Source organism: Algoriphagus marinus, assembly GCF_001936475.1.
GTDB lineage: Bacteria > Bacteroidota > Bacteroidia > Cytophagales > Cyclobacteriaceae > Algoriphagus > Algoriphagus marinus.
Genome location: NZ_MSPQ01000004.1, coordinates 36135 through 61779 on the forward strand (window position 1 = coordinate 36135; position 25645 = coordinate 61779).

21 protein-coding genes are annotated in these 25645 nt (G+C 41.1%); 5 read left to right on the forward strand and 16 right to left on the reverse strand.

What is annotated here, in order from left to right:
- Position 1: 1 nt before the first annotated feature.
- The 7 genes from BVC88_RS08310 to BVC88_RS08340 all read right to left on the reverse strand — a co-directional run bounded on the left by BVC88_RS08310 (position 2) and on the right by BVC88_RS08340 (position 7713).
- Complete coding sequence (locus BVC88_RS08310; RefSeq protein ID WP_075350217.1) at positions 2–1039, reverse strand: 3'-5' exonuclease; 1038 nt, start codon at positions 1037–1039, stop codon at positions 2–4.
- Between the two features lies 1 nt (position 1040).
- Positions 1041–1655 (reverse strand): alpha-ketoglutarate-dependent dioxygenase AlkB family protein, encoded by a 615-nt coding sequence (locus BVC88_RS08315; protein ID WP_075350218.1) that lies wholly within the window; start codon positions 1653–1655, stop codon positions 1041–1043.
- A 380-nt stretch (positions 1656–2035) separates the two neighbouring features.
- Positions 2036–3901 (reverse strand): PLP-dependent aminotransferase family protein, encoded by a 1866-nt coding sequence (locus tag BVC88_RS08320; protein ID WP_075350219.1) that lies wholly within the window; start codon positions 3899–3901, stop codon positions 2036–2038.
- A 103-nt stretch (positions 3902–4004) separates the two neighbouring features.
- Positions 4005–4634 (reverse strand): hypothetical protein, encoded by a 630-nt coding sequence (locus tag BVC88_RS08325; protein ID WP_075350220.1) that lies wholly within the window; start codon positions 4632–4634, stop codon positions 4005–4007.
- Positions 4635–4767: 133 nt separating this feature from the next.
- A complete protein-coding gene (locus BVC88_RS08330) occupies positions 4768–5178 on the reverse strand; it encodes a DoxX family protein (protein ID WP_075350221.1) in 411 nt (136 codons plus the stop codon).
- Positions 5179–5528: 350 nt separating this feature from the next.
- A complete protein-coding gene (locus tag BVC88_RS08335; protein WP_083639049.1) occupies positions 5529–6641 on the reverse strand; it encodes an FG-GAP repeat domain-containing protein in 1113 nt (370 codons plus the stop codon).
- 64 nt (positions 6642–6705) lie between these two features.
- Complete coding sequence (locus BVC88_RS08340; RefSeq protein ID WP_083639050.1) at positions 6706–7713, reverse strand: metallophosphoesterase family protein; 1008 nt, start codon at positions 7711–7713, stop codon at positions 6706–6708.
- Positions 7714–7859: 146 nt separating this feature from the next.
- Between BVC88_RS08340 and BVC88_RS08345 the strand changes: the two genes are divergently transcribed.
- The gene (locus tag BVC88_RS08345) at positions 7860–8624 is read left to right on the forward strand and encodes a cytochrome b/b6 domain-containing protein (RefSeq protein ID WP_075350222.1); all 765 of its coding nucleotides are present in this window, start codon (positions 7860–7862) and stop codon (positions 8622–8624) included.
- 2 nt (positions 8625–8626) lie between these two features.
- Complete coding sequence (locus tag BVC88_RS08350; protein ID WP_075350223.1) at positions 8627–9367, forward strand: molybdopterin-dependent oxidoreductase; 741 nt, start codon at positions 8627–8629, stop codon at positions 9365–9367.
- 59 nt (positions 9368–9426) lie between these two features.
- Here BVC88_RS08350 and BVC88_RS08355 read toward each other — a convergent pair whose 3' ends face one another.
- Both BVC88_RS08355 and BVC88_RS08360 read right to left on the reverse strand, forming a co-directional pair.
- On the reverse strand, positions 9427–10050 hold the full coding sequence (locus BVC88_RS08355; RefSeq protein ID WP_217694752.1) for a 2OG-Fe(II) oxygenase: 624 nt from the start codon (positions 10048–10050) through the stop codon (positions 9427–9429).
- A gap of 167 nt (positions 10051–10217) precedes the next feature.
- Positions 10218–10970, reverse strand: a complete 753-nt coding sequence (locus tag BVC88_RS08360) for a DUF6090 family protein (protein ID WP_075350224.1) — start codon at positions 10968–10970, stop codon at positions 10218–10220.
- Positions 10971–11201: 231 nt separating this feature from the next.
- Between BVC88_RS08360 and BVC88_RS08365 the strand changes: the two genes are divergently transcribed.
- Positions 11202–14234 (forward strand): VPS10 domain-containing protein, encoded by a 3033-nt coding sequence (locus BVC88_RS08365; RefSeq protein WP_075350225.1) that lies wholly within the window; start codon positions 11202–11204, stop codon positions 14232–14234.
- 86 nt (positions 14235–14320) lie between these two features.
- Positions 14321–15895: an SDR family NAD(P)-dependent oxidoreductase gene (locus BVC88_RS08370; protein WP_245803618.1), complete on the forward strand. Its 1575-nt coding sequence runs from the start codon at positions 14321–14323 to the stop codon at positions 15893–15895.
- Between the two features lie 70 nt (positions 15896–15965).
- Here the strand turns inward: BVC88_RS08370 and BVC88_RS08375 are convergent, their stop codons facing one another.
- The 3 genes from BVC88_RS08375 to BVC88_RS08385 form a co-directional block, all read right to left on the reverse strand.
- Entirely contained in the window at positions 15966–16535 is a 570-nt protein-coding gene (locus BVC88_RS08375; protein WP_075350227.1) for a hypothetical protein, read from the reverse strand.
- A gap of 4 nt (positions 16536–16539) precedes the next feature.
- Positions 16540–16839 carry a hypothetical protein gene (locus BVC88_RS08380; RefSeq protein WP_075350228.1) on the reverse strand — a complete coding sequence of 100 codons (300 nt, stop codon included), beginning with the start codon at positions 16837–16839 and terminating at the stop codon, positions 16540–16542.
- A gap of 175 nt (positions 16840–17014) precedes the next feature.
- Complete coding sequence (locus tag BVC88_RS08385) at positions 17015–18952, reverse strand: tetratricopeptide repeat-containing sensor histidine kinase (protein WP_075350229.1); 1938 nt, start codon at positions 18950–18952, stop codon at positions 17015–17017.
- Positions 18953–19188: 236 nt separating this feature from the next.
- Here BVC88_RS08385 and BVC88_RS08390 point away from each other — a divergent pair, with 236 nt between their 5' ends.
- On the forward strand, positions 19189–20328 hold the full coding sequence (locus tag BVC88_RS08390) for an acyl-CoA dehydrogenase family protein (protein WP_075350304.1): 1140 nt from the start codon (positions 19189–19191) through the stop codon (positions 20326–20328).
- A gap of 71 nt (positions 20329–20399) precedes the next feature.
- Here the strand turns inward: BVC88_RS08390 and BVC88_RS08395 are convergent, their stop codons facing one another.
- The 4 genes from BVC88_RS08395 to BVC88_RS08410 form a co-directional block, all read right to left on the reverse strand.
- Positions 20400–21539 (reverse strand): ATP-binding protein, encoded by a 1140-nt coding sequence (locus BVC88_RS08395; RefSeq protein WP_075350230.1) that lies wholly within the window; start codon positions 21537–21539, stop codon positions 20400–20402.
- A 131-nt stretch (positions 21540–21670) separates the two neighbouring features.
- Entirely contained in the window at positions 21671–22405 is a 735-nt protein-coding gene (locus BVC88_RS08400) for an MIP/aquaporin family protein (protein ID WP_075350231.1), read from the reverse strand.
- A gap of 54 nt (positions 22406–22459) precedes the next feature.
- Complete coding sequence (gene glpK, locus BVC88_RS08405) at positions 22460–23959, reverse strand: glycerol kinase GlpK (protein ID WP_075350232.1); 1500 nt, start codon at positions 23957–23959, stop codon at positions 22460–22462.
- Positions 23960–24030: 71 nt separating this feature from the next.
- Positions 24031–25593: a glycerol-3-phosphate dehydrogenase/oxidase gene (locus BVC88_RS08410; RefSeq protein ID WP_075350233.1), complete on the reverse strand. Its 1563-nt coding sequence runs from the start codon at positions 25591–25593 to the stop codon at positions 24031–24033.
- Between the last annotated feature and the right edge of the window lie 52 nt (positions 25594–25645).

Consider the following 25645-nt stretch of genomic DNA (forward strand, 5'->3'; position numbering starts at 1 on the left):
TTTACTCAATTGTTATTGTTTGTCGATTACCAATATTTGGAAAACCGTTTCTGCAAAGTAAGAACAAATTTGTCTTAGCTCTTGTAAACGCTACATAATAGTCATTTTCCGTTACAACGTTCGGCCTGTTTGCAATATTCCACGAATAGCTGTCAAACTCTGGAATAATAACTGTGTCAAATTCTGTTCCTTTTGAAGACTTAAAAGTTGTTACGTGGACGCCTGAAAGTCCTTCAAAATCTTCATTTTCATTCTGATACTTTGAAATTTCTATATCCGAATCTAAATTCTCTCTGATTAAACTATAAAAAGTCTCAACTTGTGCCGCAAAAGGTACAAGAATAGCAATGTTATGAGTATCACTATTAAAGTCATCTATTATACTTATTATATCATCTATTTGATTGTCTGCTCCCCAACCTAAGTCCACTTTCATAATTGGTTTTAAGCCTGTTTGTCTTGCACCTATAATTGTGTTTTGTGGAATTAGGAAATTAGGAAATACTGACCTTGTAAATTCTAAAATTTCTCTTGAGTTTCTGAAATTTCTGTTTAAGGTAATTTCTTCATTAACGCTAAACCTGTTGTCAGTTGAAAACCAATTTAGTAATTCTCTAAGACTCTCGTTAGATAGGTACATACTTTGTCTCTCGTCCGCACCATAACTTAGTTTGATGGTATAGTTGAAAAATCGTTGAAATTTTGCCTTTTCTATGTCTTGGCCTTCATCAATTATTATTTCATCATAGTTAGTTGCATTATGTGTTAACCACCAAAATACTCTATCAATATTTTCGGCCGCATCTTCATCTTGACTTCTAGCGGAAGCTCTTAAATAATGTTCTAGTGTTTTTGTGTATGTTAATAATAAGCTGTTACTAACACCTGTTGAGTGGTTTCTAATGTGTCTCCACAAACAAACTACGCTTTTTCCTGTCCCTGGACCACCTGCTAATGCTAAAGGGCTAGTTTCGTCAACCGCTCTTTGTTGGTCAATTGTTAATTCAGTGATTAACGGTAGATTAAAGTAGTATGGCATATTATTTTATTACTCTAAAAGTTAAGTTAATCCTTTCACTTACAGGCTTTTTTGTTTTTGGTATTTGATGTTGCCAAAAGTGTTGAAGCTCACCCAACATTATAAGAAGGCTGCCGTGGGATAATTGAATAGATAGTTTTTCTTTAGTGTGAATATGTCTCAGTTGAAATTCTCGTGTAGCTCCAAAATTCACCGATGCTATAATTGGGTTTTTTCCAAGTTCCTTTTCTGCATCTGTGTGCCAAGAAATTGAATCATTTCCGTTTCGATAACGGTTTAATAAAACGCTATTAAATGAAACATCCGTTTTGGTTTCAACCTTACTTTTAATTTCGAGTAATTCTTTAGTCCATTGTTTTGGTTTCAAAGTAATTCCCGAAAACGAGTATGGTTTATCATTTTCTCCATACCAAGCTGTTAATCTTGGAAATAGTAGTTCCTTTCCATACATATTCATTTTTTCTTGTTTCCAATCAATTGTATTTAGAAGCGTTTGAAAATAGTTATCACTCGTAGATTTGTCAAAAAAATTACTGATATGAAGATACTCACCGTTTTGGATTTGTTTCCTTACAGTGTTAGTCTTTGATGAGTTAAATAAGTTCAATTGTTCCATTTTAGAATTTACGACTTTTGGTGTTGAGAAAATTCAGGCTCTTTTGCTTGCGAAGCGGTCGACTGTGCGTTGAGGCAAACCAATGTGCCTGAATGTGCGGTTGGCTTTCTATTTCTGTCGTTCATTTTGTTCACTTTCGTTGTCTTTTTACACTGAGCGATAACGATTGTATACCCGCAACAATTGCGGATTTCTACCCAATTTGGGATGCTATCCGCAATAGTTCTGATCTATTCTTTTAAAAATCTTGCTCTTAGTTTCGCTTTCCCTAAGCTAGACCTAAAAAAGCTTTTTACAAATCGGTTCCTAAAAAATTCTTTGATTTTAGTTGATCACTCACTTTATCCTTCTGATTTCAACATCTTGTCGGCTTTTTTTGCCTAAAGTCCACGTACAAATTCCAAAAAGACTTCTTTGTGTAGTTCCAGATTCATATCAGGCGAAAGTGCTACTCGCAAAATATAGTCCTTGTCCACTTCTTTGGTCGTCCCCTGCGTAGAGGTGGCAGGGATAGTCCAGTAGCATCCTTTGAGCTGTCCATAACTTACGCAGTATTTGCTTTCGCTTGGAATCTTTTGGATCATCAACTCGATGAGTTGAAGGTTTAAAGCTCTTTTGTAGGCTTCCCGTTCTTCGGCGGTAGTTCCCTTGGTGGGCAGATCCAAAGAAAACACGGATGGGGTAAAACCCTGTGCTGCCAATTCTTCGGAAACAAAATTGATTTTAGCACCACGTAGATTTGCGCTGATAAAGTTTACAAATTCACGGGTGTTTCGATAAGCATCCTGAATTCGTTGATTCATCGAGGGCAGTTGCTTAGCCAGGATTTCCAGTTGAATTGGGGTGGCTTCGTTGTCACAAAGCTGGAGATGCAGGTCTATTTTGGGCATCAGGGCTTTCGCTTTTTTATTGGAAACACAGAAGCCGGCCGTGCACTTTCCACCACTTGGAAATTTGGATCCACTTACATAGGCAATGGTCCGGATTGATGAGAGAATTTCCGATTCACCTAAGAAATGGAAATTAGGACAGAAAGTTTGATCCAAAATAAATACCGGATCTAAGGCCTGATTTCCAGCGCTCGTAGTACGCGACTTACTTAACACCTCTTTTAACTTTTGAAGATCAGGAACTTCTACCCGTGGGTTGGTCGGGATCTCGACGATGATGTAAGGAATAGCATCTTCCTTCGCAATTTGGTCCAATACGATGTCAATGCTCCGCACCATATCGTTGCCCCCATCCACTGGCAAATCCACGACTTCCACCTGATCAATACAGGCAGCTACTCGTCTGGCTTGATCATTTGTTCCGCCGTAGCAATTGGGAGGAATGACGAGTTTGATTGCCTTTCCCGGATGCTGATCCAAAGCTTCATGCACCAATCCCATGACAATCGCATATTGCATGGAAAGACCGCTTGAAGCTACTACAGCTCGGATGTCCGAACCGGTAATTTCTTGGATAGATGCCAAGACTGATGCTTTAGCTGCCGCTGCATCATGATCAGTTTCCGCACTTTTTTGAGAAGCTTTTCCCAGCAATTGGTATAAAGCAATCAAGGTATTTGCCGGAGTCATGGCAATGGTCTCTCTTCGTCTTACGTGCTGTATTTCGGAAATATAGCCATCATTCTGCGCTCCGTTTACCAAAATCAGACTTCCGAGTTGGGACTGAATCTGGATAAAAAAATCAATGTTTGGCAAGAGCTTGAACTCGAATCTAGTATCAGTTGATGAAATAAAAACGGTAGATTCATTGGCTTCTTTGCTAACCTGCTTTGCATTTTCGACTTGCTTCAATTCGAAATGATAGCCGTACACTCGCCGTACTAGTTCCGCATCAAAAAAGTCAGGTAACTCACCCTTATAAAAGATTTTGGTTTTTTTATTGGCTAGTAGGTTCTTTCTCAGAATAGCCAAAATTGGGGCTGTTCGAGAAGAAAAGCTGATGACATTTTCCGGTTTGAGCTGATTCAATTTGGCTAAGGTCCATTCCAGTACGCAAGACAAGGGATGGCCTAATCGGATGTAGTCGTAGGAGGTAGGCAGTGCGACCAATGCCGCTCCAAGGTTTTCCGGAGCTGTTTGGTATTGATTAAAAAGACTTTCAAATGCTGTTAAGAATTGAGTTTTGGCTAATTTTTCATCGTAAATATCCAGGCGATGGGTGGTCAGATTTAGCCAGTCAGCTGGCATTTGTTCCAAAACAAGTTCAATAAAATTCAGGATTTTTTCGTCTTTCATAGTGATGAATTAAGCTTAGCGGCTAGCAAATATCAATAGCTTTTACATAAAAATGGTTCAGGTTGGTTCCAGAGATGTCCACTGTTTACTTTTTTGAGACCAGCTAGTTTGATTTTTCAAGTTTTAGGGAGGACTCTAAAAAGTCTTCGTGTTTGGTAAAATAATCCAGTCCCAAAACCAAAAACATCGAACAGATGATAGACACCTTTTGTATAATGGCCAATAATCCCCAATCTCCATAGCCGTATAAGAACATGGTCAAGTAAAAAAGAGCTAGGGAAACTATACTGGCGAATTTGAAAAAGTGGAGCTTTGTTTTCAAAAGATGTACCGTGATATAGAATAAGCCGAGCAAAAAAAGTGAGCCCGACAAGATCACCATCAAGTCATGTAGGGGAGTTGCTATTAAAAATGTAAACACAATGTTGACAAGGCCCACCAGATTTAAGACTTTAGAAGAGCCTTTTGAAGGCATCTTTTTGGACATTTTGAGAAAAAAAATGCCGTAAGCTAGGGATTGGAAAGCTATCCCCGCCAAAGCCCAAGGTTGGGAGCTATTTTCTGAGCCATTTATCGCTCTGGCTTCAAATAAGTTGCTGAAAAAATTCTTTGACCAATCAAAGCCAATTGCATTTTGGTCAAATAATGATCCACCGGGGTAGACTATGGTGGCTATAACGATTAGAACCGTAGAAATGGCTAGACAAATCAAAACCGAGTGTTTTTTTATCATTTTTCTACCAGTTGAATTTGCTCATATCCAAATCTAAAATCTCTTTTTCAAAATTCCATTCAAAAAAAAATTGAGTTAAAAAAACGCATTCGATGGAGATCAAATGCGTTTAGTAGATGAAACTGGTAAAGCCTTAATGTCTGGGACGAATCGGAGCCATCTTAACTCTTCCCCAGGCAATAAAATATGCGATGCCGGTCAACACGATATTAAACCCTAATGATGGGTATTCGCCTCTCGCGATATGAAAGATTACTGACAATACCATAATTGCAATCAGACCGATGGCTGCCCAAACCGTTAGAGATGGTTTGATTCGAAACAATGAGGGCAAAATTAAACCTAGACCGCCTAAAACCTCTGAAATCCCTATAAATCTCAGGAGTGCCATCGGAAGATCTCCTGCCCAGGGCATTAATTCAATGAGTACTTCCATGGGTTGGGTAACTTTTGTAAGCCCCGCCATAATAAATATCGTTGCTAATAATCCTTGTGCGATCCAAAGAACGATGTGGCATACCTTTACGTTTGTTTGATCCACCATGTCTTTTTTGTTTAAAGAGAAACATGCAAAAAATTAAGCCTTGAAAGATGTTAGGCTTTAATGTAAGTTAAGAAATTAAAGTGTTTATTTCCAGTGAGATAGTTCTTTTTCAAAGAACTTAAGGCATCTTGTAAATTTGAAAAAGTACTTATCCAGGCTATGTTGAACTCAATGAATGATATTTGGATAGGTTTTATTTTTTTGAGATTACTTGAAAGTCGAACTCCCTGATGCACTATGTCAAAACGTTCACTTTCAGCTTGTTGATTTCCAATATTATGAAGGAGTTTATTTTTAAATTTTGGATTTCAAGAATCGGTTTTAGGCTATTTATCGGTAGCTAATTCTCACTATTTCTTCCATCGAGTGAGGTAATAGTAATTAATCTCATCCGAGTTGCTTTCAACGATATCCAGGATTTTGTCATTATTTAGGTCTGTTAAAATGATGTCATAGGTATCGAATGCGTCCTCTCTTAGCTTGATTTCTTTCCACTTACTTCCTTTTTCAAAGCTTAAAAAGACAGTATTAGGCTCCTCAGAATTTGCTATCACAATATCGATACTCCCATTCCCATCGATATCTCCAAAATCCAATGAATAGGAATTCCCTGCAGATGGGTCAAAAACCAGTTTCCTGCTAAAATCCATTTCCTTGCTGCCAAAGTAAATCACATTTGGCTCTTCGATGTTAGCCGTGATAATGTCCAAAAACCCATCTTGGTCTACGTCGACGACGCCCACTGATCTGGTCTCGTCAGTTCCGGTTCCAAAGGGAATCTTTTCGGTAAAATTTAATTTCCCATCATTGAGATAAATGAAATTCTGCTGCCCATCTCGGTTAGCTAGGATCAAATCCATCTTCCCATCCTGATTCATGTCGGCCACATCGACATCGATGGTGGAGTCATCCGCTGAGCCAAAATTCAGGGTTTTGGTGAATTCTCCCTTTCCATTGTTGAGGCAGATTTCATTTGCTTTTCCTCGATTGTTAATCAAAATATCAATGTCTCCATCCGAATCAATGTCGATTGTTTTGAGATTTCGGGTAGGGGCATAAGGATCCCCAAAACTTCCAGCTTTGCTAAAATCACCAAGTCCATCATTAAAATAAATCCCATTTGGAGCCATATCGTTGCCTACGGCAATATCGAGATCACCATCTCCATCAAAGTCTGCTAATTCTGCTGCATAGCTCGTCTCTTCGATGGTGTCCAATGATTTGGATACGGTGAAGATTCCTTTTCCATTGTTGAAGAAAATCTTATTCACCTCAGGCCAATGTCTACCATTGGCAAGCACAATATCGATATCTCCATCCTGATCAATGTCCCCGGCACTGATGGAAGCTGATTTGGCTATACTTCCCCCCAAAACAAGCCGGGAGTTTGAAACGAATTCAATCTCTTGGGCAAACAATAAACTGGGAAGAATTAGAAAAAGGGATAGGATGAGTTGCTTCATGGTAAAATTCTGAGGAATTGGGTTGAAATTCTAAAGGTCTAGGTTTTCCTGTTTTTAATTTGAGTTAAAAGTCTTTTTTAGCTTGATTCAAACTGTCATAAACCACCGCTACGGTACCTGTCTCATCCAAAACCCCTTCCATTTTTAAGGTGGTAATAACCGGTTCTTTTGCCATTCTCACTAAAGTGACTTCGTCAAAAGCCATAGTATCTCTTGCATTTTGAGAACCACCCGTTGTTCCCAGCATGATATAATCCCGACCTAGTCTTTTGCGATGGGAGTAGGAATGGACATGTCCATTAAATACCGTATAGGGCCGATTTGCCAATAGCGTTTCCAGTCTTGCCAGACCGGTATCGTCTTCATGCTTCCAAAGCGGTTTGTGCATCAAAACAAAAGTCCATTTTACATTCGGGTATTTTTCAAGCACTGCTTTGTGGTATTCAAACTGGGCCTTGCTCATTCCTCCTAGATTTCGCTCGGACATTTTATAGTAGTCTGATTCCTGGTAGACTCCTTCAATTTCCCCAGCCATGATTTTTAGGGCTTTCGCTCGGGCTTCGTAGATTTCGATCATGCGTTGCTCTTCATAGTCTTCAGAATCCATCATCAGAAATAGCACGTTTTCATACACAAAATGATAATAACGACGCCCAAATCGATTTTCCCAGAATTTGCGCATCACCGGGTTGGTGAGGTCATGATTTCCTCCCAGGTGAAAAAAGGGCATGTTCAAATTTGAAGTTCGTCCGTCGAAGGAATTCCACTCTTTTTCCAGTTGGAGCGTGTCCTCTGTGCCTCCTTCGATCAGATCTCCGACACTTAGCACAAAGGTTGGATCCAATCGATTCAACTGGCCAACCGCGGTACTGTAGATGTTTGGGCGTTCTCCTCCAGTGAGATCAGAGATAATCGCGAAGGTGAAATCTTCCTCCTCGAGTTCAAAAGTTTCACTGGTCCATGGAGTGGGACCGCTGGCTATATCATGCGCAAATTGTGGTTTTTGCTCGGTGGGTGCTTGGCAGCTAAAACCAAGAATGATGGAAATTAGAACAAAGGGATATGACTTCATAGGTGCGTGTGTTTAGCATTTTATTGATCCAACTTCACATAATCTGTATCCCTAATCTAGTGATAAACCTCCGGGTCTGACTATAATTAAGTATTGAAATAAATTGGTATTTTTAATTTCTTGAGATCAGGAAAACGCCAAAAGCCATGTCATCAGTAAATCCCCAGCGATCAGAAAAAGTAACTCATAAAGTCTGGGTCAGGGCTTCGCATTGGATTATTTCTTTGAGTTTTTTATTTCTGGTCTTTACCGGGATCGAAATTCTGATGGTTCATCCGCGACTTTATTGGGGCGAAGTTGGGAATGAATTGACTCCAGCTTTGTTAGAATTTCCGATTAGCCGCAATCATCAACGTTCGGATTGGGAAGAGAAGATTCCATTTTTTGATACACCAGATTCACCAGTAAGTGCGGGTAGAAATGGAGAAGAGTTGATGTTTAATGAAAATGGATGGGGGAGAAGCCTTCACTTTTTAGCCGCTTGGTTTCTGGTATTGACGGGATTAGTTTATTTGTTTATAGGGGTTTTTAGCGGGCATTTTCAAAAGCATATTTGGCCTAGGATCAGAGAACTGACCCCATCTCAGATTTTCCGGGATGTCAAATCGCATTTTCAATTGAAGATTGCGCCTCCTTCAGGTGGTCCACAATACGGGATTTTGCAAAAAATCGCTTACATGAGTATCATTTTCTTTGCATTTCCACTAGCCATAATCACTGGCTTTACAATGTCTCCGGCCATCACAGCCGCTTATCCTTTTCTCCTGGAGATTTTCGGAGGATATCAGTCTGCGAGAACCATCCATTTCTTTACTTCGCTGTCTTTGGAGATCTTTCTGATCATGCATATTGCGATGATCATTCTTTCCGGATTTAAGCAACAGGTACGTTATATGACTTTAGGAAAATAGCCATGAAGAAGCAAATCATAACAAGACGAGCCGCCATTACCACAGGACTGGCCGCGCTTGGAGCCTTACTAATTCCAGGTTGTAAGCAGCCCATGCCTCCCAACTATGGGAATATCCTGCGTATGGGTGACAACTTTACTTACGCCGCGCATCGTGCCTTGCTTCCGGGTCAATCTTTGGCTAAGGAATATAACTTTAGTGAAATCTCGTCTATGCCTGCAACTGGTACTATTAATCCTGCTGATAGTTCCAAGGAGTATTTCAGTGAAAGTTATGAGAAACTGTTGCGCACTGATTTTGAGAATTGGAGTTTACCGGTGGAGGGGCTTGTGGCTCGGCCAGCGAGTTATTCCCTAAACCAACTCAAGAGTTTTGCATCCAGAACACAAATCACCAGACATACCTGTGAAGAGGGCTGGACTGCAATTGCAGAATGGACCGGGCTGCCACTGCGAATTCTTCTCGAGCATGCCGGAATCTCAGCAAAAGCCCGCTGGGTAAATTTTTATAGCTACGATGGCTGGTTGGATTGTATTGATCTGCTCGACGCCTTTCATCCGCAAACCATTTTGGCTTATGGCATGAATGGAAAGAACCTTTCGATTCCGCATGGAGCGCCACTTCGTTTGAGACTGGAAAAACAAATTGGATTTAAAAGCATGAAATACTTGGAGCGGATTGTCGTTTCCGAAGAATACATTGATCCAGGCGATATAGGCTGGGCTTGGTATAATGGGATCTAAGTTTGAAGAGTGATGATTGTTGATTCTTTGCTTAAAAAGCATGAGAAAAAAGCCTGCTTTTAGTTTTTCAACCAACCGGCAACACTTCTTCTTTCCCGAGTATCCGAAGCTTGGACTTCGTGTTCCATTTCATCGCTTCGAAAGAAAACCATCCTTCCGCCCATTGGGGAGATGTTTATTTGACCTTGGCCTTTGGGATGTAATGCCAACATGCCCCCGTCTTTTTCCTGCCAATCTTTATTGAGGTACATTACAATAGAAAATTTCCGTCCTTTTTCGGTCTTGAACTGGTCGAGGTGACGGGCATAAAAGTTCTTTTTTTCGTAGCTGGAGTAATGACTTTCAAAACTTTTAATGGAAGTGAAGCAAGTGCTATTCAAGTGCGCGATAAAACCCTGGATTTTTTTTAGGTAGATCATTTCAAATGGATCTATGCTCTGGTCTCCGATCCAATTGATTTGGTCACCTCTGATGCTTTTGTTTTTTTGAAATCCGGACTTGTTCCCCACACCGGAAGACATCATTTCTCCAGATGCTTTCAACCGTTGGATGTTTGCTCTTAATCCATTCACGGTGCTTGGAAGGATGAAATCATCGCAGCATCCATAATCATGATCCATTAGACCTTGAATCAATTCTTCAAATTGATCTTGTTCCAAAATTTCTTTGGGTTCCATGCTCATGCCAGGTAAGGTTTTACCTGAGTGTATGCATTTACAAAGAGGGTGAGCTAAAGGACGACAATTAAAAAGCTATTCTATGATATTCCTTTTTAAAAGATTACAAGCATTTGATTAAAATGAGCCTATACTTATTTAAAGTGGTTAATGGGGCCAAAAATATCAATGCTTTATTTATGATCCAGTTCAGTTCTAATTAATAAAATCAATTCGTTGATGGATTTTTGGATTTGGATCAAGTAGCCTCGGCCTGTAGATAGTACGCCATAGGTGTCTTTGCATTCATCGATGAGCTCTGGAAAGTGTTTTTTAAAAAGTTCTTGATTTACCGGCTTTACGAACTGAAAGTCGGGATCATATTCTACAATAAAGCCCATTTTTTTACGAGTTACAGGGCCAATCTGATAATGGTATTTATGGTCAATTACAGCATCTAAATTTTCATATTGTTTATACTGGTAATCGTAGAGGTTGATAAGAGCCGATTTTACCTCTTTTGATTCCAGAACGTCCATTCCATTGGATGAGACGATGAGATTGTAAATTCCGATTTTTGGAAAAAAGCTCATCACCCCAAGCATGATGTTTTTGGACAAACTATCTGGATGGTTTTCTTCTTTGTCTAATTGAGTGGCGATTGAATCATTTGAAATTAATCTTCTCAGTGTTCCTACACTTCGGGTTTGTAATTCAATGATATGATTTACTTCAGCGGAGTCTTGCTGTAATGAGGTTAATAAATTGGTGTAAATCTCCCTGGCGAGTATTTTGGATTTTCGGTTTTCATTCCAATTATTAATGGACAAGGCTATTAATATTCCGATCACCACGAGGAAAATTTCCCCTACGGCATATTTGAAGTATTTCCCTGTGTTGCCGGCAGCGAGGAGATTTTGTCTGATTTTTCGAAAAAATTTTAACATTGCTTTTTCAATTAAAAATGAAGCTTTTCTCTCAATTCAAGGGTGGAAATAGTGTAAAGACTCAAATAATATCAGTTTTTAATTCCACTTATTTATCAATTTCCTGAATGGAAATCAATTGTAATGAGCAAAAATGATAGTGTATCCGAGTTTCTTTCCATCCCTTTCTTATAGTTTTCGCTTATTTTTCTAAGTTTTTCGCCCTATCTTTTTGGTCAAACTTTCCTCTTTATGCTTAAAAAATTACTCGCAACATCTGTCCTTTTTTCTTGTTCATTTCTTGCCTTTTCGCAAGATCTCAGTCAAATCCTAGATTCCTACCAATTCAGAAATGTCGGACCGCTCCGTGGAGGTCGCGTGACTGCAGTAGAAGGAGTGGATACCAAACCTTCTAATTTCTACATGGGAGCAACCGGTGGAGGAGTCTGGAAAACGGAGGATTATGGTATCACTTGGAAAAATATTTCGGATGGTTATTTCCCCACACCTTCGATCGGAGCGATTTCCGTTTATCAAAAACAACCTGAAATCATTTATGTGGGTACGGGTTCGGATGGGCTTCGCTCCAATGTGATCACTGGAAAAGGAATGTTCAAATCCAAGGATGAAGGAAAAACCTGGGAATTTATCGGTTTGAAAAATGCCGGACAAATCGGGGCAGTGGAGATTCACCCTACGAATCCAGATATTGTTTATGTAGCTGCTATCGGTCAGGCTTTTGATAAAAACACCGAACGAGGAGTCTTTAAGACTGTCGATGGTGGTGCAAACTGGGAGAAAGTTTTTTATCATTCGGATAGTGTCGGAGTATCCGATTTGGAACTTGCACCGGATGATCCAAATACCATTTATGCTGGTGCTTGGCGAGGAGAGCGTAAGCCTTGGACGATTACTTCGGGTTCTTCTGAAGGAGGTGTTTATAAATCTACCGATGCCGGTAAAACCTGGACAAAGTTGAGCAAAGGACTTCCAAGCAAATTGACTGGGAAAATTGACTTTGCAGTATCGCCAGCAGATCCAAATGTGGTCTATGCGAATATTGAAGCTTCGGATAATCAAGGTGGACTTTATCGGTCTGCAGATCGTGGGGAATCATGGGAGTTTGTCTCCGATAATTCCAACCTGACGAATCGACCTTTTTACTACACCAATATTTACGCAAACCCTAAGGATGCCAATACGCTTTATAATAACGCCTTGCGATTTATGCGCTCCTACGATGGCGGGAAAACCTGGAGGTCCCTTTCCACTCCGCATGGTGATAACCATGACATTTGGATCAATCCAAGTGATACTACGATTTGGATTCAAGCAAATGATGGCGGAGCAAACATTACTCAAAACAATGGGGTAAGTTGGTCCACCCAGTTTAATCAACCGACAGCAGAGCTTTATCAAGTTGAAGTGGACGATCAATATCCTTATTGGCTCTATGCTGGTCAACAGGATAATTACAGCACGATTGCGGTGCCAAGTATGCCGCCATTGAGTGTGCAATCTGGAAGTAATGCCTTTATCATCAATACCGGAGGTTGCGAAACAGGCCCGGCAGTACCAAAGCCAGGAGATCCGAATATTGTCTATTCGAATTGCAAAGGTCGATTTGGAGTCTTTGACAAGAGAACCGGACAGGAGATGCAGTACTATGTGGGCGCTTCCAATATCTATGGACACAATCCAAAGGATTTGAAATTCAGATTTCAGCGGGTAGCTCCTATCCATGTTTCTCCCCATAATTCAGGGGTGATCTACCATACATCGCAGTATGTGCACAAGACCTTGGATGAAGGTAAAACATGGGAAATTATTTCACCAGATCTAACGGCAAATGAGCCGGACAAGCAAGTAGTTCCAGGATCTCCTATCACGCGGGATGTGACTGGAGAGGAATATTACAGTACTATTTACGCAATCCGGGAATCTCCAATTCAGGAAGGTTTGATCTGGGTAGGTGCAAATGATGGCCCGGTACATGTGACCAAAGATGGTGGCAAAACTTGGGAAAATGTGACTCCAAATATGCCAAAAGGCGGTAGAGTGGATTCAGTTGATCCTTCACCACACGATCCTGCTACTGCGTATGTTGCGATCTTGAGATACTTGATGGGTGATGATAAACCTTACATCTACAAGACCAACGATTATGGCAAAACCTGGACTTTGTTGACGGATGGCAAAAATGGAATCCCTGAAGATTTTCCAACATTAGTGGTTCGTGAAGACCATGTCAAAAAAGGTGTTCTTTACGCAGGAACGCAGTTTGGCTTATTTATTTCCTTGAATGACGGAGCAAACTGGACGCCTTTCAAAAGCAATCTTCCTGTCACTCCAATAACTGATATCAAGATCCATCAGGATGATTTGGTGATGTCTACCATGGGTAGAGGATTCTGGATTTTGGATAATCTGACTAGTTTACGGGGAGTCAATGAGATTAAAGATCAGCGAGTGGTTTTATTTCAGACTAAGCCTGCTATCCGAAATATGATGAGCGCTTCCAGTGAAACAAACGGGCCGGAATATATGCGTGCTGGTGCTAAACTGGACTTCTATCTTGCCGAAAAGCAGGAGGGACTTCGCTTGGAGTTGATCAATGAAAAAGGTCAAGTCGTTCGAACTTTCAAAGCTGATGCTCCAAAAGGAGAAAAAGTAGATACTACCCGAAATATGTCAACAGAATTCTCCGAAGCGCCAGCTTCTGGAGGTCTACCAAACAAGGCTGGGATGAATCATTTCAACTGGAATCTCAGGCACCAAGGGGGCTGGGATAAAGACCCAAAGCGAGCCTATACAGGCAATGGGCCTATGGTTTCTACAGGAAATTATACAGCAAGACTAATAGCGGGAGAAACCGTGTTGGAGGAGAAATTCGAGGTGCTTTTGGATCCGCGAGTGACCTTGGTGACTGATGAGGATGTGGCGGAGCAGGAGGCTTTGAATTTGGAGATTCAGACTTTCCGAGACCAAGTTGATCAATTGATCGCTGCAGTTGAAAAAGAGCAGGAAGCCTTGAAACTCATAATTGAAAAGGAAAATACAACCAAAAAAATCGCTCGGAAGAAAAGTGAATTGGATGCTATCCACGAGGAGTTGGTGACTCCGGAAGGAACTTATATGCAACCCATGCTGGAAGATCAGGCTAGATATTTAAGTTCCATGATGGGTCAAGCAGACCAAAAACCCGGGAATGATGCCTATGAGCGCTTTTCTGAATTGAAGAAGCAATTTGAGGATATCAAGACGCGATTTGAAGCCATGAAATAGGTTGATTGAATAAGATCCTTTGATGTGAAAGGGCCTGAATTTTCGAATCAGGCCCTTTTTCTTTTCCCATTTTTTAATCTTTACTTTTGCCGCCTAGTAATAGCAATATGGCAGGTCAAGAAAAGGAAAAATCAACTTTCACTCAAGAGCAAATCGATCAATGTATCGAGTTTTTAGAGGGATTGAACGCGAATACAGATCGGATTTTTGAGATCCCATTGGAGCGAAGAAAAGCGCTTTTTATTGCTGCTGGGCAGCTTTCCCGACCGAGTAAAGAGGAACTGGCATTACGGAAAAAAGGGGCAAAGAAAATTAGACGCAAGAAAATAGTGGCGATTGATATTCAAGCTCGCAATGCTACAGGAATCCGTTCGGCTCGGGAAGCAGCTGTTTTTATTGCGCCGAGTCAGTTGGCTTTGGGAAATAAAGATGCTGATTCTACTGTTAAACTGGCCTCACCCCGCGAATGCTATGTTTGTAAAAACTCATTTGATATCCTTCACCATTTCTATGATACGATGTGTCCGGATTGTGGGGAGTTCAATTATGCAAAGCGCTTTCAGACTGCTGACCTGACAGGACAAGTGGCTTTGGTGACAGGTTCGCGATTGAAAATCGGATACCATATTACCTTGATGATGCTGCGAGCCGGAGCAATGGTAATTGCTACCACCAGATTTCCAGTAGATTCTGCTTTGCGCTTTTCAAAGGAACCTGACTTCAGCGAATGGGGCGATCGATTACATATTCATGGTTTGGATTTAAGACATATTCCAAGCGTGGAGATTTTCTGTAATTACATCGAACAGCGCTATGATCGATTAGATATCTTGATCAATAATGCCGCTCAGACGGTACGGCGTCCATCCGGTTTTTACCAGCATTTGATGGAAAATGAATCTTTGGCCTGGAAAGATATTTCACCTGCTGCCCAAAAATTGCTAACAGCTCATCAAACTTGCTTGAAGGAATTGCAGTTGCTCAGCCAAGAATTTACCGAAGGTGAAAACAAAAATCTTCCTGTTTCTTGGCATGGTAAGCAGTTGGGAATAGGGCTTACTTCATCTGCTCAATTGACCCAGATTCCTTATAGCATGGATGATTCTTTGAGTTCGGATGAGATTTTTCCCGCAGGGAAATTGGATGCGGATCTCCAGCAAGTGGATTTGAGAAAGACGAACAGTTGGAGACTGAAGCTTGGTGAAATCCAAACCAACGAAATGTTGGAAGTACAATTGGTAAACTCAGTTGCTCCGTTTGTGCTTTGTAATCGCTTGGTGAATCTGATGAAAAGAGAAAACACAGGCAAAAAACATATCATCAACGTCTCGGCGATGGAGGGTAAATTCCATCAATTCCATAAGGAATCCAGACATCCGCATACCAACATGGCAAAGGCTGCATTGAACATGATGACGCTGACCTCAGCGAGTGATTTTGCGAAATTTGGAATCTATACCAATGCAGTGGATACAGGTTGGGTGACGGATGAGGATCCTGCTGAGTTAGCAAAGCGGAAACAGGAGATTCATGATTTTCAACCACCACTGGATATTGTGGATGGAGCTGCTCGGGTATTGGATCCTTTGTTTGATGGGATCAATTCCGGAAAGCATTGGTGCGGGAAGTTTTTGAAGGATTATAAACCTACCAGTTGGTAAGGTAACCATGTGGAAAAATTGAACACCCTATTGTGCTCAATTTTTGAAGTTTTTAACCAGTGAAAAAGGTTTAAAGCAAACCTTTTCCTGAGGCGCCGATATGATGATCAAACCATGCATTAGGCCCAAATGCTGATTGTACCCAGCCGATATAAATTCGACTCGCAAAGCTGTTTGCGGTGATTCCATAACCGCTTCCTTCGTCATGGAGAATATCGTAAACATCGTTTTCACAATTTCTATCTACAATACTATAGCCCTCTCGACTTCGCTTTAGCATCATTTTGGTAGCTTGAGCAGGATTCACATTTGGGACATCCAATCGTTTCCATTCTGTATAAGGTTCACTATACCAGGTTTTCCCTTGACCGGGATTCATGAGTAAGCCATTTTTATCTCTTGCACCTAAAGGAATGCTGAGGGTTTTTTTACGCTGAAAAACACGAACTATTTCTTCAAGTTTATTGGGGCAATCTTCTGTCCAAAAACCTTTGTAGGCTGCAGCTGAAAAACCATTCCCAGCTTGATTTTCGGTTGAAGTACATCTCATCAATCCATTTGAAAGTAGGAAAGCGCAGCCTACATGGCCTAGCCCTCCTGCTCCTTTTCTATTCAAAAAAACGTAAGCGGTTCCATTCATGATTTCAAGAGTTTGATTTATTTTTTTCCATGCTTTTCATAGCATCGACTTGATGTTTGATCAGATCGAGTTGTTCTTGAGTTTTTGCTTTTATCTGGTCTAGGCTGCGGTTTTGAATACTCATGGCCTTGGATCTAAAAAGCTCGGCAATTACTAGGTTTTCAAGGTCTTGGAGTCGCTTTGACTGAAGTTTCTCTTGTTTGAAATACTCTCTAAAAAGCAAAAAATGTAAAAGACCTATGCTCACTAAAACCAATAGCGTCAATCCACTCAAAAAATAAGTTTCTAATAAGGCAAGCAACATAAGCGCTAGGGGAATTTTCCTAGTATTCAAATTTACTACACACAGTTCCGAAGAGGAATACGGCAAAGGGCCTATTTCAGAGGGCAGTTTATCAGTAGGCAGTAATCAGTTAGCAGTTAGCAGTAGGCAGTAATCAGTTGGCAGTAAGCAGAGGGCAGGTAATCTGAAAGCAGCTTTAAGAAATTGGCCAGGTTAGCGTAATACTAGTTCCTTCTCCTGTTTTGGATTGTATATTCAGGTCTCCTTTTAACTCTTCCGCTCTTTTCCGCATATTGAAAAGGCCATTTCCGGGAGTGATTTTTGACTCTTCAAAACCTTTTCCATTGTCTTTGATCTGAAGTTTGAGGGTATCTTTTTCCTGCGAAATACTGACTTGAATCGCGGAAGCTTCAGAATATTTGATAGCATTTTGGATTGCCTCTTGCAAGATTCGATAGATTTGAATTCCACTTGCCGAATCAAACCGAAGATTCGAATCCAGATTCTCCCCTCCCAGAAATTCAAAGCTTACTTTTTCATCAGAAAGTCGGGCACGCTGCAAGTAATCAGAGATCCTTCCCGACAATTGCTCCCAACTAACTTGGCCAGCATTCATCGCCCAGATGGTGTCACGAAGCTCTGTGATGGTCTGTTTGGTAAAATTCGCAATTGTGTCGTATCGCTGGGTCAGCTGATCCTTTATCGGATCAAAATATTTTAGGTTTTCGATAGCAGAAATGATAAAGGTGAGTTGCGCACCGATATTATCATGAAGATCTCTAGAGATCAAAAGCCGTTGTTCTTGAAGCTTATTTTGAGTCTCGATTTGAGCCAAAGCTGCACGAAGTTCGCCTTCTTGCTTGAGTTGTTGGTTTTTGAGTTTTTGCTGTGAATAAAGTAAATATCCAACGATTGCAAGAATAATAGCTAAGGCCAATGATCCGAAAAGTTGAATGGTACGGTTGCGTATTTCTAGTTCCTGCTGTGCAAGGGCAGCATCTTTCTTTTCGGTTTGGTAGCGTGTTTCCAGATCTGAGGTCAATTGTTGGATTTCTTGTTCTGCGATCTTTTTGTTTAGAGTCACATACTCCGAAGTGTAAAAAGCTGCGCTGTCCGGCATTCCCAAAGCGGCATATACTGGGGACATCAGCAAATACATGCTGGCGATATCATCTTCAGCATTTTGAGACTCAAAATTTCTCAAAGCTCGAAGGTAATATTCCCGGGATTTAGGATAGTCCTTGAGGTCATTGTAAGACTGGGCTAGATTAGATTCGATCAATGCATAATCATAAGTAGCTCCAGCCTGATCTGCTAATTCAAGTCCTTTTTCTGCAAAATCAATTGCTAGATTGCTTTTTTTCTGAGTGTTATAAAGCGTAGCAAGGTTGTTAAAAGTAGTGGCGGTATAATAAATATCCTCAAAGTCCTTAAAGATTTCTAATGCTTCCAGATAGGTTTTTTCTGCGTCATTAAATTGATTTAAATTCTTATAGACATTTCCCAGATTGGTGTAGGTCATCGCCAGATTGTAATCATCTTCTTGGCTTTTGCGGTATTCTGCGACTTGCTTTAGAATCTCCAGCGCTTTTGGATAATTTCTCATCTCGAGATAAATCACTCCAATATTATTTTTAACGAAATCAGCGTACCGCTCATTTCCTGTTCGCTCAAAAAAAGCCAAAGCTTTCAGATAATTCACCATCGCAGAGTCTGACTGAAAATCCCGTTGGTAAACAGAGCCTAAATTGGTGATTGTACCGTAAATTTTTGCTGAATCTCCAAGCTCAACTCTTAGTTTTAAAGCATTTTGATAATTTTCACGCGCATTGACCAACTCGCCCTTTTCCATCCAGGCATAGCCCAAGTCACTGTAGAGCTGACTTAGAAGAGCGGGATCATTCAAGGGTTTTGCTGTTTCAATGCCTCTTTCCCCAAAAATTATTGCGGAGTCCATGGATATCGGGACATAGTTCCACACCAGTTCGGATAGAATAGTTGCTTGGTCGGTAGGATTTTCGGCTTGGTTTAGAGCTGTTTTTAAACTGTCTAAGAGTTCTCTTTGGCTTTGGGTAAAAGCGGGAGAGTTAACGATCAGGCTTAAAAAAAGGAGGACAAAGTAAATTTTCTTCATTGAAAGCTATTTGGGAAGAAAATAAGTGAAAAATGAGAGTATAGGCAAATGAAATAGTTGATTTGGTATTTTATGCAGCTTCCAAATGAAAATTGGTGATTGTTAGAAAATGGGATTGAAAAAATTGTTAGGCTAATAAGTTGTCTTTTTGCTTTTTAAAAACGGTTTGCAGATACCAAACTTATTACAAACCTTGAGGTTAAATTAGCAAAATATAAACCCAAAGAATTAACATGATGAATTTTTCAGAAAACGAAAATCAGAAGATGATCGCGCAGATGATCAGAGATTTCGGTGCGAAAGAAATCACTCCTTTTAGAAAAGAGTGGGATGATCAATCTCATTTCCCAAAGCCACTTTTCAAAAAACTCGGCGAACTCGGACTGATGGGTGTCTTGATCCCTACAGAGTATGGAGGTTCAGGATTTGGATATTTTGAGTATGTGACTGCTATTGTTGAGCTTTCCAAGCTTGACCCATCCATCGGTCTTTCGATGGCTGCCCACAATTCTCTTTGCACCAATCATATTTTCATGTTTGGAAATGAGGAGCAAAAACGAAAGTACATTCCAAAGCTAGCTTCCTGCGAATGGCTTGGGGCTTGGGGCTTAACTGAACCAAATACAGGTTCGGATGCAGGAAATATGAAAACCGTTGCAATCAAGGATGGTGATCATTATGTCCTGAACGGGGCGAAAAACTTTATTACTCACGGAGCATCTGGTGATGTCGCTGTGGTGATCGCAAGAACTGGAGAAGTTGGAGATTCTCATGGAATGACTGCTTTTGTGATTGAGCGGGGAACTCCAGGTTTTGAAGGCGGTCGGAAAGAGGATAAGTTGGGAATGCGCGCTTCAGAGACAGCTGAAATGATTTTTACAGACTGTCGCGTACACGAAAGCCAAGTTCTTGGCGAAGTAGGAGATGGGTTTATTCAATCCATGAAAGTGCTTGATGGCGGAAGAATTTCTATTGCAGCTTTATCATTGGGTATTGCAGAGGGAGCGCTTGAAGCTTCTATTGCTTACTCCAAAGAACGTCATCAGTTCAATAAGCCAATCAGTTCTTTCCAAGGCATTTCCTTCAAACTTGCAGATATGGCAACCCAAGTGGAGGCTTCAAAATTATTGATTTATAAAGCCTGTGATTTGAAAAATCGAGGTGAGAAAGTGACCCTAGCTGGTGCTCAAGCCAAATTATATGCTTCTGAAGTTTGCGTTTCTGTTTCTAATGAAGCAGTTCAAATATTTGGAGGCTATGGCTTTACAAAAGATTATCCGGTGGAGAAATTCTATCGGGATTCAAAGCTTTGTACCATCGGTGAAGGGACAAGTGAAATCCAGAAATTGGTGATATCGAGAGAAATACTGAAATAAGTCAGAAGGCTAAATTCAGAAGGCTGAAAAATAGAAAAGCTGAAATCCGAGAGGGTTTCAGCTTTTTTCATTTAATAGGGATAGCTGTTTAGCCACTCCCAGAAATTTTCACGATGAATGATTTTTGGGTTTTCAGGAGTGTATTTATCCATAAATGACTGAGGTATTTTTGTTTTAGCCTTTGGATTCCATTTGAATTCGAAAGGGTAGATTTTACCATCTATTTCTTCGATATAGTCTATTTCCTGCCCTCTTACAGTCCTCCAAAAATAACATTGGCCATAGAAGCCAGAATAGCTCAGGAGTTTTTGTCGTTCTGAAATAAGGAAATTTTCCCAAAGCCCTCCGATATCATTTCGAGAAATGATAGGAGCATAATTACCGATGATTGCATTTCGAATTCCATTATCGATGAAAAAATACTTGCGGCTGGTGCTGATTTCAGTCCTTAAATTTCTGGAAAATGGCGAAAGTTTTTTGATAATAAATGCTTTTTCTAAAAGATCCAGATAGTTGGAAACTGTTGTTTTATCAGCTTGCACAGTCCTGCTTAGTTCATTAAAACTAACCTCTGAACCTACCTGCCAAGCCAATGCCTGAAGTATCTTATTTAAAAGCTCAGGTTTACGAATTCCTTGAAAATTCAGGAGGTCTTTATATAAATAACTCGTCGCCAGATTATTCAAGACATCGATTTCATTTCCACTTTGAGTGACTACCTCTGGATAGGTGCCAAAAATCAAATATTTCTCAATACTTCCCAAAGTGGTTGGCAAGCCAAGCGTGGTAGTCAATTCTGACCAGCTGAGTGGATAAAGTTTGTATTCCCACTTTCTTCCAGTTAGAGGTTCATTAATGGTTTCGGAAAGTTCCAAGGCCGAAGATCCAGTTACGATCAATTGAACAGATGAAAAATTGTCAATGATCAATTTGAGCGTAAGACCGATGCTGGGAATTCGCTGTGCTTCATCAATGATAATAATTTTTGAAGTCCCTAGGTATGATTTGAGAAATGCAAGGTTAGGATTGGAAAGCGCATTTTGAACAGAAATTTCATCTCCATTTAAATACAAATAATCTGAAGAAATACTTTCAGCAAGCTTTCTGACCAAGGTGGTTTTCCCAACCTGTCTTGGCCCTAAAAGTAAAATTGCCTTCTTGAAGTCAATTTTAGCACTGAGAATTGAAAATAGTGATCTGGAAACGTGCATGTTTAGTGATTATAATCTCCAAATATACGTAAAATTGGTGATTATAATCACCAAATATCCCTATAATCGGGGATTACGATCCCTGATTTATATTTTTGGAAATACTCCTGGATCTTTTAAATAGGCTTCTTTCAACCTCCAGCCACTAAATAAAATCCTGCTGCCAAGGCTGCACCGGTGATTGGACCCAGAATCGGAATCCATGCATAGGACCAGTCAGTAGGTCCTTTGCCTTTGATCGGTAAAAGCTGATGCATCAATCTTGGCCCAAAATCACGAGCAGGATTTATGGCATATCCGGTAGTTCCTCCCAATGACAAACCAATTACCCAAACAAGGAATGCTACAGGAATTGCACCTAAGGATCCCATCCCGATCGGAGTTTCTGTGGCATCCCCGAGCTTAACTCCGGAATTGTATAGAATCACTAAAATCAAAACAAAAGTGCCTATCAATTCAGATAGAAAATTGAGTTTAATATTTCGGATTGCAGGTCCGGTTCCAAATGGAGCTGCAATAATTCCGGGGTCAGTTTCTGCTTCATAATGGTCTTTATACATCAGCCATGCCAAGCCTACTCCAACCATTGCTCCTGAAATTTGGGAAAGTATATAGCCAGGTGCCATAGCCCAATCAAACTGTCCAGTGATTCCCAGACCTATGGTTACTGCAGGATTCAAATGAGCTCCACTGTGTGGTCCCGCTACCACCACCCCCACGAATACTGCGAGTGCCCAAGCGGTAGAGATTTCCATGATCCCACCACCACTTCCTTTGGTATGGGGTAAAAGCATATTGGCGACGACTCCGGAACCTAAAAGCAAAAGCAAGGCTGTTCCGATAAATTCTGCTAAGTAAGGATTCATAAGGTTGATTGGGTGGGTTTATTAGGAATTGTAGTCCAAGATAAAAGGATATCTTTATTCGATCCAATTTTTTGACCGCTCTACAGCTTTGTGCCAAAAGTGCAGCATTTTTTCTCGCTTTTCGCGATCCATCTCTGGAGTGAAACTTCGATCTGCCGTCCAAAGTGCTTGAAGTTCTTCTCTACTTTCCCAAAACCCAACAGCCAAACCAGCCAAAAATGCTGCGCCTATTGCGGTCGTTTCAATAATCTCAGGACGCTTGATTTCGCAATCCAACAAGTCAGCCTGAAACTGCATCAGGAAATTATTTGCGGTGGCTCCACCATCGACTCGAAGTTCGGTGGTTGGTTTTCCACTGTCTTTTTCCATGGCTTTCAATACGTCGTACACTTGGTATGCGATCGCCTCCAAAGCAGCCCGCGTGAAATGCGCAATGGTTGTGCCTCTTGTGATTCCAAAAAATGCACCTCTGGCATTTTGATCCCAATGCGGAGCGCCCAATCCAGCCAAAGCTGGAACAAAGTAAACCCCATCATTGTCTTCTAGACTTAATGCTAATTTCTCTGACTCTTTCGCATTTCCAAAGAGCTCTATCCCATCTCTAAGCCATTGGATCGCAGCACCACCAATGAAAACCGATCCCTCGAGTGCATAATTGATTTCGTCTCCGATCTTCCAGGCTACGGTCGTTAGTAATTGGTTTTTGGATCGGACGGCTTTGGTTCCTGTATTCATGACCAGAAAGCAACCCGTGCCATAAGTAGTCTTGGCCATTCCCGGTTCGATACAGAGTTGCCCGAAAAGTGCAGCTTGCTGATCCCCTGCGATTCCGGCGATCGGGATTTTGGTACTGAGTACATCGCCTGCAGTTTCACAATAGATTTCTGAGCAGGATTTAACTTCTGGAAGCATGGATGCTGGCACGCCAAAAAGCTCCAATAATTCCTGATCCCATTCCTGGGTATGAATATTGAAAAGCATGGTTCGACTGGCATTGGTAATGTCAGTCAAGTGATTTTTTCCAGCGGTGAGTTTCCAGACCAGCCAGGAATCAACTGTTCCGAAAGCCAATTCTCCAGCTTCAGCTCTTGCTCTGGCGCCGTCCACATTTTCCAGAATCCATCGGATTTTTGTGGCAGAAAAATAGGCATCGATGATCAGTCCGGTCTTCGAAGCGATCATTTCCGCATGTCCTTTTTCTTTAAGGCTATCGCAAAAAGCGGCTGTTCTTCGATCTTGCCAAACAATCGCATTGTGGAGGGCCTTTCCTGTTTTTCGATCCCAAACGATCGTGGTCTCCCGCTGATTGGTGATGCCAATCCCTGCAATCTGATCTACCCGAATCCCTTTATTAACTAAGGCTTCTATCATCACTGCAGACTGTGAGGTCCAGATTTCTTCCGGATCATGTTCTACCCAACCTTGATTTGGAAAATGCTGCTTAAATTCCTTCTGGGCAGTGGATACGATTTTTCCTTTTTTATCAAATACAATCGCTCTGGAACTGGTGGTTCCTTGATCCAGCGCAAGTAGGTAGGGTTTCGTTTGGGTCATTGGGTTATTGTTTTTCTAATTGAATTCTTAAAATAATTGATGTCAGCGAACAAACGATTAAAATACGTTGACTATTTGATCAAATACTTTTCAGCAGTTTTTTGGAAGTCCGCAAGTTCGGCTGCAATCCAAGCTTGATCTTTCCCCATTTCCTCAGCCATCAACTTGACTACTTTGGGAGCGGAATCAATTGCCGCCTGTGCATCCAGAATCAGCATTCGAATTCTTCTAGAAAGTACATCATCGAGTTTTACTGCCATTTCATTTCGGATTGCCCAGATGACTTCGGCGAGGATATTTGGGAAGTCTGGGTGAATTTTTTCTTTCCATTCGGGATGGCTTTCAGCCAAAGCATGGATTGCCTTTGCATCTGTCCCATAGACTCCCCAATGCCCTTTTTCTGGTTTGGTGGTATTTCCTTGGATTTTCATATCGGCAGAAGTGGAAGCATTTGGTTTCGTTCCAGTCACTTGTTCGAAATAATCTACTGTGTCTTCACCCATTTTGCGGAAAGTGGTCCATTTTCCACCCGTTAAGGTTACTAGGCCGCTTTGAGAAAGAATAACTTTGTGTGACCGGGAGATTTCCTTGGTTTTCGTGCTTCCTTCTTTTGGTCTGGCTAAAGGTCTTAGCCCTGCGAATACGGCTTTTACATCTGCCCGTGTTGGTTCTTTGGTCAGGTAACCGGCAGCTGTTTCAAGTACAAAGTCAATTTCTTTTTTCAATGCCTCTGGTTCCAGTTTCGGTTTTTCACGAAGGGTGTCAGTCGTTCCCACCACCAATTTGCCATGCCAAGGCACAGCAAAAAGTACCCGACCATCTCTGGTTTTTGGGATCATCAGCGCATCTGTTCCACCTAGGAAATCCAAGTCCATCACCAAATGAATCCCTTGGCTAGGCTGGATCATCTTCGGCGCTTCGGGATTATCCATTTGAAGAATCTTGTCCGCGAAAACTCCGGTGGCGTTGACCACCATTTTAGCATTTACAGTATAATTATGCTTACCTATTTCATCCCGAACTTTTAATCCGGTAATTTTTCCAGAATCGTTTTTAATGAGATCAGCCACCTTGGTGTAGTTCAGGATGCAGGCTCCAGCCGCATCAGCCGTTTGGGCGATAGCCACTGCGAGTCGGGCATCATCAAATTGCCCATCGTAATAAACTACGCCACCCATTAATCCTTTTTGCTTGATAGCTGGAAGCCGAGCGATCGTAGCAGCTTTGGAGATCCATTTTGACTTTCCGATTCGAAGTTTCCCTGCCATCCAGTCGTATATTTTCAATCCGACGGTATATTGAATGCGGTCAAACCAAGTATAAATAGGAATAATAAAGGGCTGATCATGTGCCAAGTGTGCAGCATTTTTCAATAACCTGCCCCGCTCTTTCAGCGCTTCCAATACCAACATCACATCTCCTTGTGCTAGGTAGCGAACACCTCCATGGACCAGCTTGGTGCTTCGGCTGGAGGTGCCCTTTGCAAAATCCGCTTTCTCCAAAAGTAAAACAGACATTCCTCTGGATATCGCATCCAAGGCAACGCCCAATCCTGAGGAACCTCCACCTATGATGGCAATATCCCAGATTTTGGTTTCGTCTTTGAGTTGGCTTAAGTTTTCTTCTCTATTCATATCATTTTACCTCTTCCACAAAAGTAAACTAAAGGAAATAAAAAGAAAGTAA